The following is a 17,397-nucleotide window of genomic DNA, read 5'->3' on the forward strand; positions in this document are numbered from 1 at the left end:
CGGAGTTTTTGATGAGCAATTTACATTTACCGATTTATCTAGACTATTCGTCTACCACACCTGTTGATCCGCGCGTTGCCGAAAAAATGAAAGAGTGCCTTACTAATGAAGGTAATTTTGGTAACCCAGCATCACGTTCACATAAATTTGGCTGGGTAGCGGAAGAAGCGGTAGACATCGCACGTAACCAAATTGCTGACTTAGTAAATGCTGACCCAAGAGAGATAGTATTTACTTCTGGTGCAACGGAATCAAATAACCTTGCCATTAAAGGTGCGGCTCATTTTTACAGTAAGCGCGGCAAGCATATAATTACTGTTAAAACAGAGCACAAAGCTGTTCTAGACGCTACGCGTCAATTAGAGCGTGAAGGCTTTGAGGTGACTTATATGAAGCCTCAGCCAAATGGCTTGCTTGACATAGAAGAGCTAAAAGCAACTATGCGTGATGACACCGTGCTTGTATCAGTTATGCATGTGAATAACGAAATTGGTGTGATTCAAGATATTGCCCAAATTGGTGAAATTTGTCGCGAAAGAAAAATCATCTTCCACGTAGATGCAGCGCAAAGCACGGGTAAAGTTGCCATTGACCTACAATCACTTAAAGTCGATTTAATGTCGTTTTCAGCGCACAAAACTTATGGTCCTAAGGGCATTGGTGCCTTGTATGTATCACGTAAACCACGTGTTCGTATTGAAGCACAAATTCACGGCGGTGGGCATGAGCGTGGTATGCGTTCAGGTACATTAGCCACTCACCAAATTGTGGGTATGGGTGAAGCATTTAGAATTGCCAAAGAAGAAATGGCAAGCGAAAACGAACGCATCACAATGTTACGTGACCGCCTATACAATGGCATTAAAGGCATGGAAGAAGTATATGTAAATGGTGACATGGAACAACGTGTTCCGCACAATTTAAACATAAGCTTTAACTACGTTGAAGGTGAGTCGTTAATTATGGCGCTTAAAGACATGGCAGTGTCTTCAGGTTCTGCTTGTACATCGGCAAGCCTTGAACCGTCTTACGTGCTAAGAGCATTAGGCTTAAATGACGAACTAGCTCACAGCTCAATTCGCTTCAGTATTGGCCGCTTTACCAGCGTAGAAGAAATTGACTACGTTGTTGACGTAATTTTGAATTCAATTGACAAGTTACGTGAAATGTCACCGTTATGGGACATGTTCAAAGAAGGTATTGATTTAGAATCTGTTGAATGGGCACATCACTAATTTTATTAGTGTAAACAACAGTTAACACATATTATTTGAGGAAAAAAACATGGCTTACAGCGAAAAAGTTATTGATCATTATGAAAACCCACGCAACGTAGGTTCTTTTGACAAAAACGATCCTAGCATCGCAACTGGAATGGTTGGCGCACCAGCATGTGGTGACGTTATGCGTTTGCAATTAAAAGTAAACGAGAGCGGTATTATTGAAGATGCTAAGTTTAAAACTTACGGTTGTGGTTCAGCTATTGCTTCAAGCTCATTGGTTACTGAATGGGTGAAAGGCAAGTCAATTGACGAAGCAACTAGCATCAAAAATACAGATATTGCGCACGAACTTGCTTTACCACCTGTAAAAATTCACTGCTCAATACTTGCTGAAGATGCAATAAAAGCAGCGGTTGATGATTACAAAAAGAAACATAGCTAAACAGTAGTTAGTTTCAATTTTTACAGATATAAAAACAGGCACCCTAATGTTGCCTGTTGCTCTTTAAGAAACTACGTGTTTTTTAAAGAAAGTTAGTTAACGAGGTATTTATGGCAATTACTGTCACCGAAGCAGCAGCAGCGAGAGCACGCTCATTTTTAGACAATAGAGGTTCTGGACTTGGACTTCGCCTAGGTGTAAAAACTACAGGCTGTTCTGGTTTAGCCTATGTATTAGAATTTGTAGATGAATTACAAACCGGCGACAGTGTGTTTGAAGAACATGGTATTAAAGTTATTGTTGACGGAAAAAGCCTAGCTTATTTAGATGGCACGCAGTTAGACTTTGCCAAAGAAGGCCTTAACGAAGGTTTTCAATTTAATAACCCTAATGTTAATGGCGAATGTGGTTGTGGAGAGAGCTTCACAGTTTAGCTGCGAATAGTTAATATAAGTTTCGTTAACGTGGATTGTATTTTGAAAGCAAACCATTCTCAGATTTGAACTTACAGTTAAATAGCATCGAGACCATATGAATTACTTTACATTGTTCAGCATGCCCGAACAATTTGATATTAGCATTGATGTGCTAAAGCAAAGATACGAATTGCTGCAGCGCGTAACCCACCCTGACAAATACGCCAGTGCAAGTGAGCAAGAAAAGCGTATTTATATGCAAAAAAATGCACAAGTTAATGATGGTTACCACGTGTTGAGTTCGCCGGTTCTTCGTGGCGAGCATTTGCTACTTATACGTGAAATTCCATTGGCAAATGAACAAGATACCATAGGCGACACTGAATTTTTAATGCAACAAATGGATTTACGCGAAGAACTAGCCCACGCCAATACAATTGATGGTTTAAACGCACTAGAAAGCTCAGTTACGGAATCACAAGCCAAGTATATCGAATGTATTAGTCAACTCTTGCACGAAAACACGAAAGAGCAAAGCCTTCGGGCTGGCATAGAGCTTAGTAAACTTAAGTTTCTAATCAAATTAGCGAGTGAAATAAAAACTCGCAAGCATACTATCAAAAAATCATAAAGGAGTTTCGATGGCATTATTGCAAATAGCGGAACCCGGTCAAAGTGCGGCCCCGCACCAGAAAAAGATTGGAATTGGCATAGATTTAGGTACAACTAATTCACTTGTTTCAAGTGTACAGAGCGGCCAAGCCCGCACTTTTGCTGACGAAAACGGCGAGCATTTGTTGCCCTCAGTTGTGCAGTACCAAGAACATAATACGGTAGTGGGATCTTTGGCTAAACAAAATGCCGATGATGACCCAGTTAATACCATTGTTTCAGTAAAACGATTTGTAGGGCGTAGCGTTGAAGATGTTACTCGCGCATGGCCTAACTTACCATACGACTTTACCCAAGCGACAGGCAATCCAAGTTTTATCACAGCGCAGGGTCAAAAGAATCCTATTGAAGTATCTAGTGACATCTTAAAAGCTTTGCGCAAGCGTGCAGAACAAGCGCTTGCCGATGATATTACCGGCGCGGTTATAACCGTACCTGCTTATTTTGACGATGCGCAGCGCCAAGGTACTAAAGATGCGGCGCAGTTAGCTGGCTTGAACGTACTGCGTTTACTCAATGAGCCAACGGCCGCGGCTATTGCTTATGGTCTTGATCAAAACGCAGAAGGCACAATTGTAGTATTTGATTTGGGTGGAGGTACATTTGATGTATCTATTCTTAAATTAAATAAAGGTGTGTTTGAAGTTAAAGCTACTGCTGGGGACACCGCCCTTGGTGGTGACGATTTTGATCACGCTATTGTAGAATACGCAAGCGAGCAATTATCACTTGATCCATTGTTAGCAAAACAACATCACCGCAAATTAATGACTGCAGCAAAACGCTGTAAAGAAGCCTTGAGCGAAAATGGCAGTGCGCAATTTACAGTGCGCCTTGATGAACAAGACTTAAAAACCGAAGTTAGCCGAGAGCAGTTTGATGCGCTTATTAGTGAAGCAGTAAAACGCACCATAGAGACCTGTGAACAGGCATTGCATGATGCGGAGCTTACCCCTTCTGATATTAACGAAGTGGTAATGGTAGGTGGTTCAACCCGCGTGCCGCTTGTGCGCGAAAAAGTACAAGCGTATTTCTCTACCCAACCACTGACCAATATAGACCCTGATAAAGTGGTTGCTATTGGTGCAGGTATTCAAGCAGATATTTTGGTAGGCAATAAACCTGATAGTGACATGTTATTATTAGACGTACTACCGCTATCATTGGGTATTGAAACAATGGGCGGATTGGTTGAAAAAATTATACCTCGAAACACCACTATTCCCGTTGCTAGAGCTCAAGAGTTTACAACATTTAAAGATGGCCAAACAGCCATGATGGTTCATGTGCTTCAAGGTGAACGAGAGCTAGTGGAACATACCCGTTCTTTGGCGAAATTTGATTTGACCGAAATTCCGCCTTTAGCGGCCGGGGCCGCGCATATTCGCGTGACATTCCAAGTGGATGCTGATGGTTTGTTGAGTGTTACTGCAATGGAAAAATCTACGGGTGCTCAAGCGCACATTGAAGTTAAGCCTTCATATGGCTTAGAAGAAACTGAAATTTTAAATATGCTGTCATCTTCAATGGAAAACGCACAACAAGATATGCAAGCGCGCATGCTTAAAGAGCAACAAGTTGAGGCCCTCAGAGTTATTGAGTCAATGCAATCAGCTTTAGCTGCTGATGGTGATGATTTACTAGATGATGAAGAGCGAATAGTGATTGATGCTTCTGTAGATGAGCTTGTTGTACTGTCTACTAGCACTGATGTTGAAGCCATAAAACAGCAAATAGAAAAGCTAGATGCGCTGAGCCAAGCATTTGCAAACCGCCGCATGGATAAAGCCATTAGTCTAGCGTTATCGGGTCAATCGGTAACTAACCTATAATCAAATTTAAACGTTGCGCACTTAAAAAAAGCGGCGCGACTTAAACAGCAGGATAATTTTATATGCCACAAATAATTTTTTTACCCCATGAAGAACTTTGCCCCGATGGCGCAGTACTTGAGGGCGAAAAGGGTACAAGCGTGTTAGACGTAGCCTTAAAAAACGGAATTGGTATTGAGCATGCGTGTGAGAAAGTGTGCGCATGTACTACTTGTCATGTGATTGTACGAGAGGGATTTGATTCTTTAGATGAATCAGATGAGCTTGAAGATGATTTACTTGATAAAGCGTGGGGACTAGAGCCTGAATCTCGTTTAAGTTGTCAATCTATCATTAAAGATGAAGATTTAGTGGTAGAAATTCCTAAATATTCAATAAACCACGCTTCAGAACAACATTAATAAAAAATTGATTAGTCTTTTGGTGCGATCTTGCATATAATCGCGCGCTAATTAATTGACAGAATTTACCCGAACAAAGTAATGTGCATATTGCGGCTTTGTTCTTAAACAAAACAGACAGGATTTATCATGGCTTTAGAACGTACTTTTTCGATTATCAAACCAGATGCAGTAGCTAAAAATGCGATCGGCGCAATCTATAACCGTTTCGAATCAGCAGGCTTACGCATTGTTGCTTCGAAAATGCTTCATTTGAGCCGCGAAAAAGCAGAAGGCTTTTACGCTGAGCATAAAGAGCGTCCATTCTTTGGTGCCTTAGTTGAGTTTATGACATCAGGTCCAGTTATGGTGCAAGTGCTTGAAGGCGAAAACGCTGTACTTGCTAACCGCGAAATCATGGGCGCAACTAACCCATCAGACGCAGCAGCAGGAACTTTACGTTCTGATTACGCAGCATCAATTGATGAAAATGCGGTTCACGGTTCAGATGCACCAGAGTCTGCAGCGCGCGAAATCGCTTACTTCTTCTCAGACGAAGAAATTTGCCCACGCACTCGCTAAGCAAATCAGCTACAAGAAAAAGGGAGCCTTGGCTCCCTTTTTTGTATAATAAATGAAAGAAAAGTAAATCAAGCTTATAATACAAGCTTGTTACTCACGCTATAGGTACGCCAATGTCAGTTGAAGCACAAGCACCTTTATCAGAAAACTTGGTAAAGAAACAAAATCTACTTAATTTTAATCGCCCAGCGATGCGCGAATATTTCGCTAGCATAGGGGAGAAGCCGTTTAGGGCTGATCAGGTTATGAAGTGGATATACCAAGACGGTGCCTCTGATTTTGACGCCATGACTAACCTTAATAAACCTTTACGTGAAAAATTAAAGCGTTTATGTGAAGTACGTGCGCCCGAAATTACCGAGCACCAACAGGCTTCAGATGGCACTATTAAGTTTGCTATTATGTTAGATGGTGGTCAGGAAGTTGAAACAGTGTGGATACCTGAAACTGACCGTGCAACGCTTTGTGTTTCATCGCAAGTTGGTTGTGCCTTGGAGTGTACCTTTTGTTCAACTGCTCAGCAGGGATTTAATCGTAACCTTAGCGTGGCTGAAATAATTGGACAAGTGTGGCGAGTGGCCACTTTTATTGGCATGTCAAAAGATACTTCGCAGCGCCCCGTTACTAATGTAGTGATGATGGGTATGGGCGAACCTTTATTGAATTTAAAAAATGTAGTGCCCGCCATGGATATTATGCTGGACGATTTTGGTTTTGGTTTATCTAAACGCCGCGTTACATTATCAACTTCTGGCGTGGTCCCCGCACTTGACATGCTAGGCGATCAAATTGATGTAGCACTTGCCATTTCTTTGCACGCGCCTGACAATACCTTACGCGACGAAATAGTACCGGTAAATAAAAAGTATCCAATTGAAGAGTTTTTAGCTGCAGTAAGACGCTATTTAGAGAAGTCTAAAGCAAACCAAGGTCGGGTTACCGTAGAGTATGTTATGTTAAACGGCATTAATGACAGTACTGACCAAGCTCACGCCTTGGCTGAAATCTTGAAAGATACGCCTAGTAAAATTAATCTTATTCCATTTAATCCTTATCCAGGTTCACCATACACTTGCTCAAGTAATTCTAGAATTGACCGATTCTCAAAAGTACTAATGAGTTATGGTTTTACGACTGTAGTGAGGAAAACGCGCGGTGATGATATTGACGCTGCGTGCGGTCAGTTAGTGGGAGACGTAGTGGATAGAACAAAAAGATTATTGAAAAAGCAAATGCAGGGAAAGCCAATTTCTGTAAAAGTAACAAAATAAAGTATAAAAAAGGGTATTGATGCTTATGACCATGTTGAAAAAAGTAAGCTTAGTAATATGCGCAATGATGATAACGGCTTGTGCATCTGGTTTAAAAGATGAAAGTTTTGTAGGTACGGGAGAGTTTAATGCTCAAGAAGCGGCGAAAACCCGCGTGAGCTTGGGCTTAACTTATTTAAAAAATGGTAATTTTAGTCAAGCTAAATTTAACTTAGATAAAGCCTTAGAATTTGCACCGCGCTCGGGTGAGGCGCATTATGCAATGGCTTTTTACTATCAGCAAGTTGAAGAGTTATCGCGGGCGCAAGAGTATTATGAATCGGCCATTTCTTATTCAAAGAAAGATCCTGATGTGTTAAATAGTTATGGCGCATTTTTATGTGAACAAGGGCAGTACTCAGAGGCGAAAAAATATTTTTTACAAGCGGTTGATGACAAGAGCTATATTGCATCAGCTGAAACCTACGAAAATTTGGCTATTTGTGCCCAAAACCAAGGTCTAACGGATGATGCCAAGACTTACTTTATTGCTGCTTTAAATCACCAACCCACACGAGCGTCAACTTTACTTTACTTAGCGCAAACTTACGTAAGTGAAAAAAATTGGGAAGAAGCCAAAAAGGCAATATGGAAACATGAAAGAAATGCTAGCGTAAGTGCTGAATCATTGTGGGTTTCGTATTCAATTGCTGCCGGGCAAAACAATTTACGCAGTGCGCTTGAATATGCTGATACAATGAAACGATTGTATCCTGAGCATGCGCACACTAAAGCAGCGCTGGCATCGTTAGGTAAGTTTCAGCCCACCATGACAGTTAAGAGCAAAAATAAGCCAAGCCAAGATCCCAGTGCATCACAAGAAGCACTAATGCAAAGCCCTAGTGCAGCAAACGGAGAGAGTATTAAAGTAAGTGAAACAACTACTGACAATACTAAAATAAGTCCAAAAAATGCTACTTTCCATGTTGTACAAAAGGACGAAAATTTGTATCGTATTTCACTGATATATAACGTAAAGATGCGAAAGCTGTTAGAGTGGAATAATTTAAGTAATGAATCCCACATTTATGCTGGCAAAAAGCTTAGGGTAAGGGCCCCAAATACTAATGAGTAATGAAGAAAAAGAACAAATTGAAGCTCAATCTGAACCAGTCCAAGATACTTACAGCCCGGGTCAGCAGTTACGCGTTAGCCGTGAAAAGCTAGGTTTAAGCCAGCAGCAAGTTGCTGATCGCTTACATTTGCGATTGGCAAGCGTTCAGGCTGTAGAGAGTGATTCTTTGGAAGAAGGCGTATCAGTTACCTTCACTAAAGGCTATGTGCGCTTATATGCAAAGTTAGTTCGAATAGATGTAGAGCCACTATTAGCTAGTTATGACCAATTACATGCTCGTGAGAGCGAACCGGCTAAGTTACAAAGTTTTTCTCGACGTGTATCACGTGAAGCCCATGATCACCGCTGGAATATGGTATCGATTGTGGTGGTACTATTGGTTCTTGGCTCTATTATATTTTGGTGGGTTGATCGCGAAGGATATTTTGTAGATTCAGGCGCTAAAGTTACACAAGCTTGGGAAAGTTTAGTGGGTGAAGGAAACGAGCAAGAAGTGCAAGCTCCTGTTGAAGATAAAGTGAGCGAAACACCCACTGATATTGTTAAACAAGATGTTGGACCTAATATTCCTGAAGAAGATGTTGCTGCGCTTAGCTCTGACACGCAAAGTGTGATTGCTGATTCTGCTGATGAAGCGTCTGAGCTGGCATCAGATACGGTTGATAATGCTGAGAGCACGTTTGAAAATGCAACTGATGTTGTAAGCTCAAGCCTTGATAATGCCATTGAAGAAGATGCAGTAGAAGAACTAGAAGAACCCGTTAAAAGAAACAGTGCAGACATTGTAGAAGGTGTATTCACCGATGCCGGCTATAGAGTAAATGCTGATGGCACCGTAAATGTGGTATTTACCTTCAAAGATGATTGCTGGGTAAGTGTTAAAGACGCGAATGGCGACACCATGGCAGTTGGCGTTAAAAAACAAGGGCGCGTGATGGAAGTAGCGGGCATTGCGCCAGTGAGTGTAATACTGGGTGCGCCAAATGCGGTTGAAATAGATTTTGGTGGCCAGCGCATCGACATGAGTGTATACCCAGGTGGTGAGTCGGCTAAGTTTTCTTTACCAGTTATGAGTGAGTTATAATGTTTGCGGAATCTCCAATAAAACGACGCAAGTCTACAAGAATAAATGTAGGGTCAGTTCCTATTGGTGATGGAGCGCCTATTGCGGTCCAGTCTATGACAAATACTGATACCTGTGACGTAGACGCTACAGTTGCGCAAATTAAGGCAATACAAGATGTAGGCGGCGACATAGTGCGTGTTTCTGTTCCCACTATGGATGCAGCAGAGGCATTTAAATTAATCAAGCAGCGTGTTGATATCCCCTTAGTTGCTGATATTCATTTTGATTATCGCATAGCCTTGAAGGTGGCCGAATACGGCGTTGATTGCTTGCGCATTAACCCTGGCAATATTGGTAACCTCGAGCGAGTGAAATCAGTAGTTGATTGCGCTAAAGACAAAAATATTCCTATTCGTATTGGTGTAAATGGCGGCTCGTTAGAGCGCGATTTGCAAGAAAAGTACGGTGAGCCTACACCAGAAGCTTTACTTGAATCGGCAATGCGCCATGTAGATATTTTAGATAAATTAAACTTTGATCAATTCAAAGTCTCCGTTAAAGCATCTGATGTGTTTTTAGCCGTAGGTGCATACCGCTTGCTGGCGAAGCAAATAGACCAACCTTTGCATTTAGGTATAACTGAAGCCGGTGGTTTACGTTCGGGCTCGGTAAAAAGTGCGGTGGGCTTAGGTATGTTATTGGCCGAAGGCATTGGTGACACAATTCGAATTTCCTTAGCAGCTAACCCAGTTGAAGAAATAAAAGTGGGCTTCGACATTCTTAAGTCGTTGCGTATTCGTTCACGTGGTATCAATTTTATAGCGTGTCCTAGTTGCTCTCGCCAAGAGTTTGATGTGATTAACACCGTCAATGCCCTTGAGCAACGCTTAGAAGACATAATCACGCCGCTTGATGTGTCTATAATTGGTTGCGTTGTAAATGGCCCGGGCGAAGCTGAAGTTTCAGATATAGGCCTAACCGGTGCTCGCAACATGAGCGGATTTTACGAAGATGGCGTGCGCCAACGTGAACGCTTTGCGAATGATCAATTAGTTGACAAACTCGAACAAAAAATTCGCACGAAAGCGGCCGCTAAAGCTGCAATGTTAGACCCTTCAAATAGAATAGATGTAAGTTTAAGCGACTCAAGTAAATAGTTTAGTTGTTAGTACTTTTAGGCCTAAGGTGAGTGCCAAAGGCCGGTGCAAAAAGCAATTTTAAGTTCAGTTTATAACGGTGCGTTGTATAGCGCCGTATAATACTTAACAATAGCATCAGTACTGTACTGGCTTGCAAACGTGTTATACCCATTTATCGCAATCTTATGGGTGTTATCAACTTGCGTTACTAAGCCTTTAATTCCATCACTAATAGCCTCAATGTCTCCTGCTGCGCAAAGCATACCATTTTCATCGTGCGTAATTAAGCCGGGGAGTCCGCCCACTTTAGTGGTTAATACGGCTTGTTTATACGACATCGCTTCTAGTACCACCATAGGTAAGCCTTCAGCATAAGAGGGCAAGCAAAAAATATCACATAACTCCATCAATGCGCGTTTCTTTTCGCCCATTACGGGGCCCTCAACCACAATATTTTGCATCACATTGGGGTGTTCGCTAATAAATTGCTCTAAGTCAGCCCTGCTTACATCACCACCAAAATCACCCGCTAAATGCAATACTGCGTCAGTATCAGCTTTAGCAAAGGCTTTAACTAAATCTTTCGTGCCTTTGCGTGTGCATACTTGGCCCATGAACAAAATATGCTTGGTATTAAAGTTAAGCGCTCGCTCAAAAGCCGGGTTAGGGACGCCGTTGGCAATCACGCTAACATTATTTAACTGCCATTGATCTTGAAAAATATCTTGCCACTCTTTAGACAGAGCCACAATGCACTTCGCATTTTGTAGCACGTACAACACAAATTTTAATTTGGTTTTAGGTAGCGTGCTTAAAAACTTATCGAAGGTGGCACCATGTATATGAATAATATAAGGAATGCCTTTAAACTTTGCCATGAGTGCAAAACAGGCATCTAGGAAAAAGGTTGTAAACCCGCTACAGGTATGAATATGCACAAAATCAGGTTGCTCTGAGTTAAGTGCTTTATAAAACTTTTTCCATGCCGAAAAGCGATATGAAATCGCACTGAATAGGCTTCTGTTTTCAGATGTTTGTTTTGCGGTGTCCCAAAAATGCATCGTGGTTTCGTTCACTAGCGACGATTTAGAGAGGTTATCGAGTACCGTTGCCATACCACCTATGGCGGGAGGCATGGGACCCAGCATAAAAATTTTTTTCATATAGCTCATTGCTCGTCAAATAAAAGGTACGTGATGGTAAATATTACTAATTTACGTTGCTTTGCTGCAAATTTGACCTAAGCGTCTATTTTGTCAAAGTAGCCTATGCAATATAACTGAAAAGCTTAGGTTTATGTGGCTTAATTTACTATTAAAACAAAATATTAAAGCCATGTGAAAACTTTTACTTAGAGCACGGGCTCAGCCTGCCTTTTTGTTATGCTAATTACCCGCTTATTCCCTTTACCCGCGGGGCTAAAATCCTTATACTAACGCGCTTTTAAAAATATATGGGTGCACAGTGGCAAAAACAATCCAAGCTATTCGCGGTATGAATGACTGCTTACCTTCACAAACGCCAGTTTGGCAGTTTGTAGAAGCGCGTATTCGAGAATTAGTCAACAGCTACCATTACAATGAAATTAGAACACCCATTGTAGAAAATACTGACCTTTTCAAGCGTTCAGTAGGAGAAGCTACCGATATTGTTGAAAAAGAGATGTATGTGTTTGAAGATCGCAATGGTGAATCTTTAGCACTTCGCCCCGAAGGTACTGCTTGCGCGGTTCGAGCTGGGAATCAACACGGCTTATTGTACAATCAACAACAACGCTTGTGGTATATGGGTCCAATGTTTCGTCACGAACGTCCGCAGAAGGGGCGTTATCGTCAATTTCATCAATTTGGCGCAGAAGCCTTTGGTTTTGAAGGGCCAGATATTGACGTAGAAATGATTTTAATGGGGGCTAGGTTGTGGAAAGCGTTTGGCATTTCAGACCAAGTAGAGTTACAAATAAACTCACTGGGTAATGCCCAAGCTCGCGCCGATTACAAAGATATATTAGTTAAGTATTTAGAATCGCATTTTGATGCCTTAGATGAAGATAGCAAGCGCCGATTAACGACTAATCCACTGCGCGTACTTGATTCTAAAAATCAACAAACTCAAGCTATAGTAGCAAACGCGCCTAAGCTAATTGATCATCTAGATGAAGAATCTGCACAACATTTTTCACAATTATGTGAACGATTAGACGCAACTGGCATCAAATACCGAGTTAACCCGTCTTTAGTGCGTGGTTTAGATTATTATAATCGTACGGTATTTGAGTGGGTAACCACTATGTTGGGTGCTCAAGGAACAATTTGTGCTGGCGGCCGTTACGACGGCTTAGTTGAGCAACTTGGCGGAAAAAGCACTCAAGGTGTTGGATTTGCCATGGGAATAGAGCGCTTAGTTCTATTGGTTGAAGCCTCGCAATTAGAAGCGATGCGTAATCCAGCTGAAGTATATATTACCGCTATGGGTGATGAGGCTTCAAAAGAAGCGATAATATTAGCAGAAAAAATTCGTAATGCGTTTTCGTACTTAAAAGTGCAATTGCATTGCGGTGGCGGAAACTTTAAAAAGCAATTGAAAAAAGCAGATGCTTCGGGTGCTGACGTAGCCATTGTTATTGGTGAGGCAGAAGCGCTGAGCAAAGTTTACGGTGTTAAGTGGCTTCGAAAAGATAGCGAACAACGCCAAGTAAATGAAGAAGAATTGATTGAATTATTAGCCGATATTCACTAATAATTCAGGCACAATAAAAATCAAAAGATAATGTAGTCGCCATAGCAGTATTCGCAACGGCAATCAGACGGAATTAGAGGATCACATGATAGGGTACGAGACCGAAGAACAACAAGTACAAGCAATCAAACAGTTTTGGAAAGACAATGGCACGGCTATCATTTTAGGCGCAGTTATTGGAATAGGCGGCTTATGGGGATGGCGTTATTATAACGATTCAACTATTGCCACAAAGGAAGCGGCGTCTACAGAATTTAACAAAAGCATTGAAACCTTCATTGACAGTGAAAGCCCTGAAAGCTTAAACGCTTTCATTGAAGCCAACAAAGACTCAGGTTATGCACCTCTTGCTGCACTTGTTGTGGCACAAGAAGCTATAACAAATGATGATTTTGAAGCAGCTAAAGCGGCGCTTCGTCAAGCTATTGCAAATGATGAAGACGTAAGCAACGTAGCCAGAATTCGCTTAGCTAATATTCATATTGAGCTAGCTGAATACACTCAGGCCTTGTCAATATTAGATGAAGTTAGTGCTGATGCATTTAGTGCACAAGTGAATGAGCTTAAAGGTGATGCCTTACTTGCTCAACAAGATTTTGATGCTGCGCAAACTGCTTATGCAGCCTCGTTAGATGATGCGCCAAATAATAACAACGTTAAAATGAAGCTAGATAACATCGCTTACGCCAAAAACAAGCAAGTGAGTACTGAAAGTGAATAAGTTTGTAAAAGCTTCTGCGCTTGCAGTATTGATGGCTGGAATAGGTGGCTGTAGCACAATTTCAGGCTGGTTCAGTGACGAAGAAGAGCTGGAAATTCGCAAGTTACCTGAAATCACGATGGCATTTAAAACTGAAACTTTGTGGTCAGAGTCTATTGGCGATGGGGTTGAAAATTATTACTCACGCCTTATGCCGGCTATTGGTTACGGTAAAGTGTTTGCCGCTGATCGTGAAGGCGTTATTGTTGCGTTTGACCCTGAAAATGGCGACGAAATTTGGGAACAACGTGTTAGCCGTAAAAGTAAAAAAAGCAGCCTGTTCAACTTATATGGCTTGGCCGCTGGGCAAGTTTCAGCGAAAGTGTCAGGTGGTTTAACATTAGCATACGAAACCGTTTATTTTGGTACCGAAGATGGCTTAGTATTTGCGCTAGACCAAGAAACTGGCGATATTAAATGGAAAACTCAAGTACCTAGCGAAGTCGTTGCAGAACCTTCCGTAGATAGCGGTATTGTTGTTGTGAACACGGTTTCTGGCTCTTTAATGGGCTTAGATGCAAGCACTGGCGAAATTAAGTGGCAGAATGATTCTGATGTACCACCACTTACACTACGCGGTATTTCAGCTCCTGCTGCTGCAGCTGGTGGTGCTATTGTAGGTTTAGCGAATGGCCGTTTGCGCGTTGCCATTCTTGAATCGGGTTTAACGGCTTGGGAACAAGTGGTAGCGAAACCTGCGGGCGCAACTGAGTTGGAGCGCATCGTAGATGTAGATTCTAAACCACTTGTTTTTGGTGCAAACGTATATGTTGTTTCATATGGCGGTACCTTAGCAGCAATAGAACTTCGTTCCGGTAATGTTATATGGAGCCGCGAATATGCTTCGTATCGCGATATTGCTATTTCTGGTAATCGTTTATTTGTAACTGATAATGGCGGTACCTTATACGCAATTGACCGTAGAAACGGTATTGAGCTATGGTCAAACAGTGAGTTACGCAAGCGTACTTTAAGCTCAGCCACGGTAATTGGTGATTACATTGCGGTGGGTGATAAGTTTGGTTACCTACATTACTTTACCCAAGATGAGGGTAAATATGTGTCGCGCATGGAGGTTGGGGACGATGACGAAGATGAGTCAGTTTATTCCCCACCGGTATTTGTTGATAACATTCTGATGGTACAAACACGCGACGGCCAATTAAAAAGATTGAGCGTACCAGAATAATCAAAATTTGCGCAACTTAGTGAATGCGCTTAAACTGCGCCAATGGTTCTGCCATTGGCGCTTTTTTGTCTTAGGGATAATTAAAAATAATGTTACCTGTAATAGCCTTAGTTGGCCGCCCCAATGTGGGAAAATCAACCCTGTTCAACCGTTTAACGAATACTCGTGACGCGCTAGTTGCCGATTTTCCGGGGCTAACTCGAGATCGTAAGTACGGGCAAGGAAGCTTTGAACAACGCCAGTTTATAGTTGTTGATACTGGTGGGATAAGTGGAGATGAACAAGGCATTGATGCTGCTATGGCTGATCAATCGCTACTTGCTATTGATGAAGCAGACGTGGTGTTATTTTTAGTAGATGCCCGCGCCGGACTTACTCCTGCCGACATAGGCATAGCTGATCATCTGCGCCGCGTGGGTAAAACCTGCTACGTAGTGGTGAATAAAGTCGATGGCATAGATGGTGATAGCGAAAGCGCAGAATTTTATAAGTTAGGTGTGCCTAAGTTACTATTAATTGCAGCAGCGCATGGCCGTGGCGTTTCAAAAATGCTTGATGACGTATTAGCGCCGCTAGATGCTAGCTTTCCTGATATGGAAATTGTGCCGCCTAGCTTGGATGAAGAAGAAGAAACGGCGGAAGCGCAATTAGAACGTTTGCAAGCAATGCCAATAAAATTAGCAATTGTTGGTAAACCAAATGTGGGTAAGTCTACGCTAACTAACCGTATTCTAGGTGAAGAAAGGGTAGTGGTTTATGACCAACCGGGCACCACTCGCGATAGCATTTTTATTCCTATGAAACGTGATGAACGTGACTACGTGCTGATTGATACAGCGGGCGTAAGAAAGCGCCGTAAGGTATCGGATACTGTTGAAAAATTCTCAATCGTGAAAACCTTGCAGGCCATTGAAGCATCAAACGTTGTATTGTTAGTGGTAGATGCGCGAGAAGGTATTAGCGAGCAAGACTTATCTTTACTTGGTTTTATACTCAATTCTGGCCGCTCATTAGTTATAGCCGTTAATAAATGGGATGGCCTTGATACCCATGTTAAAGATGAGGTTAAGCGTGAGTTAGACCGACGCTTAGGATTTGTTGACTTTGCTCGACTGCACTTTATTTCTGCATTACATGGTTCGGGTGTGGGCCATTTGTTTGAGTCTGTCCAAGAAGCTTATTCATCAGCGACAAAGCGCATTAATACGGCAATGCTTACCGACATTATGGAAATGGCGCAAAATGATCACCAACCACCTATGGTGCGTGGACGCCGAGTCAAAATGAAATATGCGCACGCAGGTGGATACAACCCTCCTGTGGTGGTTATTCATGGGAACCAGCTGCTTGATTTACCTGATTCATATAAACGTTACTTAACCAATTACTATCGTAAATCCTTAGGCATGATGGGTACGCCTATTAAAATTGAATTTAGAGAAGGTAGTAATCCCTTTGAAGGTAAGAAGAATAAACTTACTTTAGCGCAAGAGCGAAAGCGCAAACGCTTATTGACCTTCCATAAGAAAAAGTAAATATGGAAAACTTTCACCCGCAAGATTGGCTCATTCTACTTATAACACTTACCCTTAGCGGTGCAGTGTTAAGTGGATTAAACTGGTTATTATTAACAAAGCACAAAGAGCTAAGTGCCGAGCAGCGCTTACCTCGCCAGTTGACCATGCTAGCATTTACTATCGTGGCAATAGTCGCGGTGGTGTTGTCATTACCTGTGCAAGAGAGCTCAAGAAATCAGTTGCTCGCGTTGTTAGGTGTGCTTATTTCGGGTGTTATAGCGTTTTCATCTACCACTATTGTATCTAACTTAATGGCTGGTATTGTACTTAGCCTAAACCGTCCCTTTCGAACCGGTGACTACATTAAATGTAATGGTTTTGCAGGAAGGGTTATAGAAAAAGGTTTGTTAGATACTGAAATTCAAACTGAACAACGCACGCTAATTCATGTTGCTAATAGCCAATTAATTACCGCCCCTGTTGAAGTGGTTAGAAGTTCAGGTACGTTTATTAGTGCTGAAATTTCTATAGGTTATGACACTCATCATAGCTTGCTTTCAAAGCATCTTGAAAAAGCGGCGCAAAACGCGGGCTTAAGTGATGCTTTCGTTCACGTTACCGCTTTAGGTGATTTTTCGGTAAGTTATAAAGTGGTAGGCATGCTGCTTGATACAAAAAGTATGTTAACGACTCGTTCTAAGCTTCATGTAGCGATATTAGATGAACTGCACAATAACGATATTGAAATATTGTCTCCTAAATTTGTAGCCTCTAGAACCACCGACCCTGACAAACAATTTATTGCGAAGGCAAAAGCTAAGCAAATTAAAGAAACGCTTACGCAGGAAGATATTGCATTTGATAAGGCCGAAGAAGCTGAAAAAATTGATTCTCAAAAATCGGCGCTGCAAGAGCGCTTGGCAGAACTTAAACAAAGCTTGAGTGATGCATCAGAGGAACAAAAAGAAGCGATGAAATTAGAAATCACGTCGGTGCAAGAATCACTTAAACAAATTGAAACTACGCCTACCCAGGCTGACTAACTCGCTTAGTTAATT

Annotated in this window: 17 protein-coding genes; 16 read left to right on the top strand and 1 reads right to left on the bottom strand. The window is 41.8% G+C overall.

The genetic code is table 11. The features are described from left to right. The first annotated feature begins 11 nt into the window (after positions 1-11). The 11 genes from ACOI22_RS16065 (at position 12) to ispG (ending at position 10,155) form a co-directional block, all read left to right on the top strand. Complete coding sequence (locus ACOI22_RS16065; RefSeq protein ID WP_420673152.1) at positions 12-1,235, top strand: IscS subfamily cysteine desulfurase; 1,224 nt, start codon at positions 12-14, stop codon at positions 1,233-1,235. 49 nt (positions 1,236-1,284) lie between these two features. After that, positions 1,285-1,665: a Fe-S cluster assembly scaffold IscU gene (gene iscU, locus ACOI22_RS16070; RefSeq protein WP_420673153.1), complete on the top strand. Its 381-nt coding sequence runs from the start codon at positions 1,285-1,287 to the stop codon at positions 1,663-1,665. Positions 1,666-1,775: 110 nt separating this feature from the next. Next, positions 1,776-2,099, top strand: coding sequence for an iron-sulfur cluster assembly protein IscA (gene iscA / locus ACOI22_RS16075; RefSeq protein ID WP_420673154.1), 324 nt, complete (start codon positions 1,776-1,778; stop codon positions 2,097-2,099). 97 nt (positions 2,100-2,196) lie between these two features. After that, positions 2,197-2,712: a Fe-S protein assembly co-chaperone HscB gene (hscB, locus tag ACOI22_RS16080; RefSeq protein WP_420673155.1), complete on the top strand. Its 516-nt coding sequence runs from the start codon at positions 2,197-2,199 to the stop codon at positions 2,710-2,712. Positions 2,713-2,722: 10 nt separating this feature from the next. Next, on the top strand, positions 2,723-4,585 hold the full coding sequence (hscA, locus tag ACOI22_RS16085) for a Fe-S protein assembly chaperone HscA (RefSeq protein ID WP_420673156.1): 1,863 nt from the start codon (positions 2,723-2,725) through the stop codon (positions 4,583-4,585). A gap of 62 nt (positions 4,586-4,647) precedes the next feature. Beyond that, positions 4,648-4,986: an ISC system 2Fe-2S type ferredoxin gene (gene fdx / locus ACOI22_RS16090; protein ID WP_420673157.1), complete on the top strand. Its 339-nt coding sequence runs from the start codon at positions 4,648-4,650 to the stop codon at positions 4,984-4,986. Between the two features lie 129 nt (positions 4,987-5,115). After that, the gene (gene ndk / locus ACOI22_RS16095; protein WP_420673158.1) at positions 5,116-5,547 is read left to right on the top strand and encodes a nucleoside-diphosphate kinase; all 432 of its coding nucleotides are present in this window, start codon (positions 5,116-5,118) and stop codon (positions 5,545-5,547) included. 113 nt (positions 5,548-5,660) lie between these two features. Continuing rightward, a complete protein-coding gene (locus ACOI22_RS16100) occupies positions 5,661-6,818 on the top strand; it encodes a bifunctional tRNA (adenosine(37)-C2)-methyltransferase TrmG/ribosomal RNA large subunit methyltransferase RlmN (RefSeq protein ID WP_420673159.1) in 1,158 nt (385 codons plus the stop codon). A gap of 25 nt (positions 6,819-6,843) precedes the next feature. Then, positions 6,844-7,932, top strand: coding sequence for a type IV pilus biogenesis/stability protein PilW (gene pilW, locus ACOI22_RS16105; protein WP_420673160.1), 1,089 nt, complete (start codon positions 6,844-6,846; stop codon positions 7,930-7,932). Then, the gene (locus ACOI22_RS16110; RefSeq protein ID WP_420673161.1) at positions 7,925-9,016 is read left to right on the top strand and encodes a RodZ domain-containing protein; all 1,092 of its coding nucleotides are present in this window, start codon (positions 7,925-7,927) and stop codon (positions 9,014-9,016) included. Before pilW ends, ACOI22_RS16110 begins: the two co-directional genes overlap by 8 nt. Then, positions 9,016-10,155 (top strand): flavodoxin-dependent (E)-4-hydroxy-3-methylbut-2-enyl-diphosphate synthase, encoded by a 1,140-nt coding sequence (ispG, locus tag ACOI22_RS16115; protein WP_420673162.1) that lies wholly within the window; start codon positions 9,016-9,018, stop codon positions 10,153-10,155. The genes ACOI22_RS16110 and ispG overlap by 1 nt, the downstream gene beginning before the upstream one ends. A 71-nt stretch (positions 10,156-10,226) precedes the next feature. Here ispG and ACOI22_RS16120 read toward each other — a convergent pair whose 3' ends face one another. Further along, positions 10,227-11,300 carry a glycosyltransferase family 4 protein gene (locus ACOI22_RS16120; protein ID WP_420673163.1) on the bottom strand — a complete coding sequence of 358 codons (1,074 nt, stop codon included), beginning with the start codon at positions 11,298-11,300 and terminating at the stop codon, positions 10,227-10,229. A 301-nt stretch (positions 11,301-11,601) separates the two neighbouring features. Here ACOI22_RS16120 and hisS point away from each other — a divergent pair, with 301 nt between their 5' ends. From hisS to ACOI22_RS16145, 5 genes are all read left to right on the top strand, one after another. After that, positions 11,602-12,873, top strand: coding sequence for a histidine--tRNA ligase (hisS, locus tag ACOI22_RS16125; protein ID WP_420673164.1), 1,272 nt, complete (start codon positions 11,602-11,604; stop codon positions 12,871-12,873). Positions 12,874-12,958: 85 nt separating this feature from the next. Then, positions 12,959-13,594: a YfgM family protein gene (locus ACOI22_RS16130; protein WP_420673165.1), complete on the top strand. Its 636-nt coding sequence runs from the start codon at positions 12,959-12,961 to the stop codon at positions 13,592-13,594. Continuing rightward, on the top strand, positions 13,587-14,822 hold the full coding sequence (bamB, locus tag ACOI22_RS16135; protein ID WP_420673166.1) for an outer membrane protein assembly factor BamB: 1,236 nt from the start codon (positions 13,587-13,589) through the stop codon (positions 14,820-14,822). Before ACOI22_RS16130 ends, bamB begins: the two co-directional genes overlap by 8 nt. 89 nt (positions 14,823-14,911) lie before the next feature. Then, entirely contained in the window at positions 14,912-16,357 is a 1,446-nt protein-coding gene (gene der / locus ACOI22_RS16140; protein WP_420673167.1) for a ribosome biogenesis GTPase Der, read from the top strand. 2 nt (positions 16,358-16,359) lie between these two features. Further along, positions 16,360-17,382 (top strand): mechanosensitive ion channel domain-containing protein, encoded by a 1,023-nt coding sequence (locus ACOI22_RS16145; protein WP_420673168.1) that lies wholly within the window; start codon positions 16,360-16,362, stop codon positions 17,380-17,382. Positions 17,383-17,397: the final 15 nt, after the last annotated feature.

This window comes from Glaciecola sp. 2405UD65-10 (assembly GCF_048820975.1).
Lineage (GTDB): Bacteria > Pseudomonadota > Gammaproteobacteria > Enterobacterales > Alteromonadaceae > Glaciecola.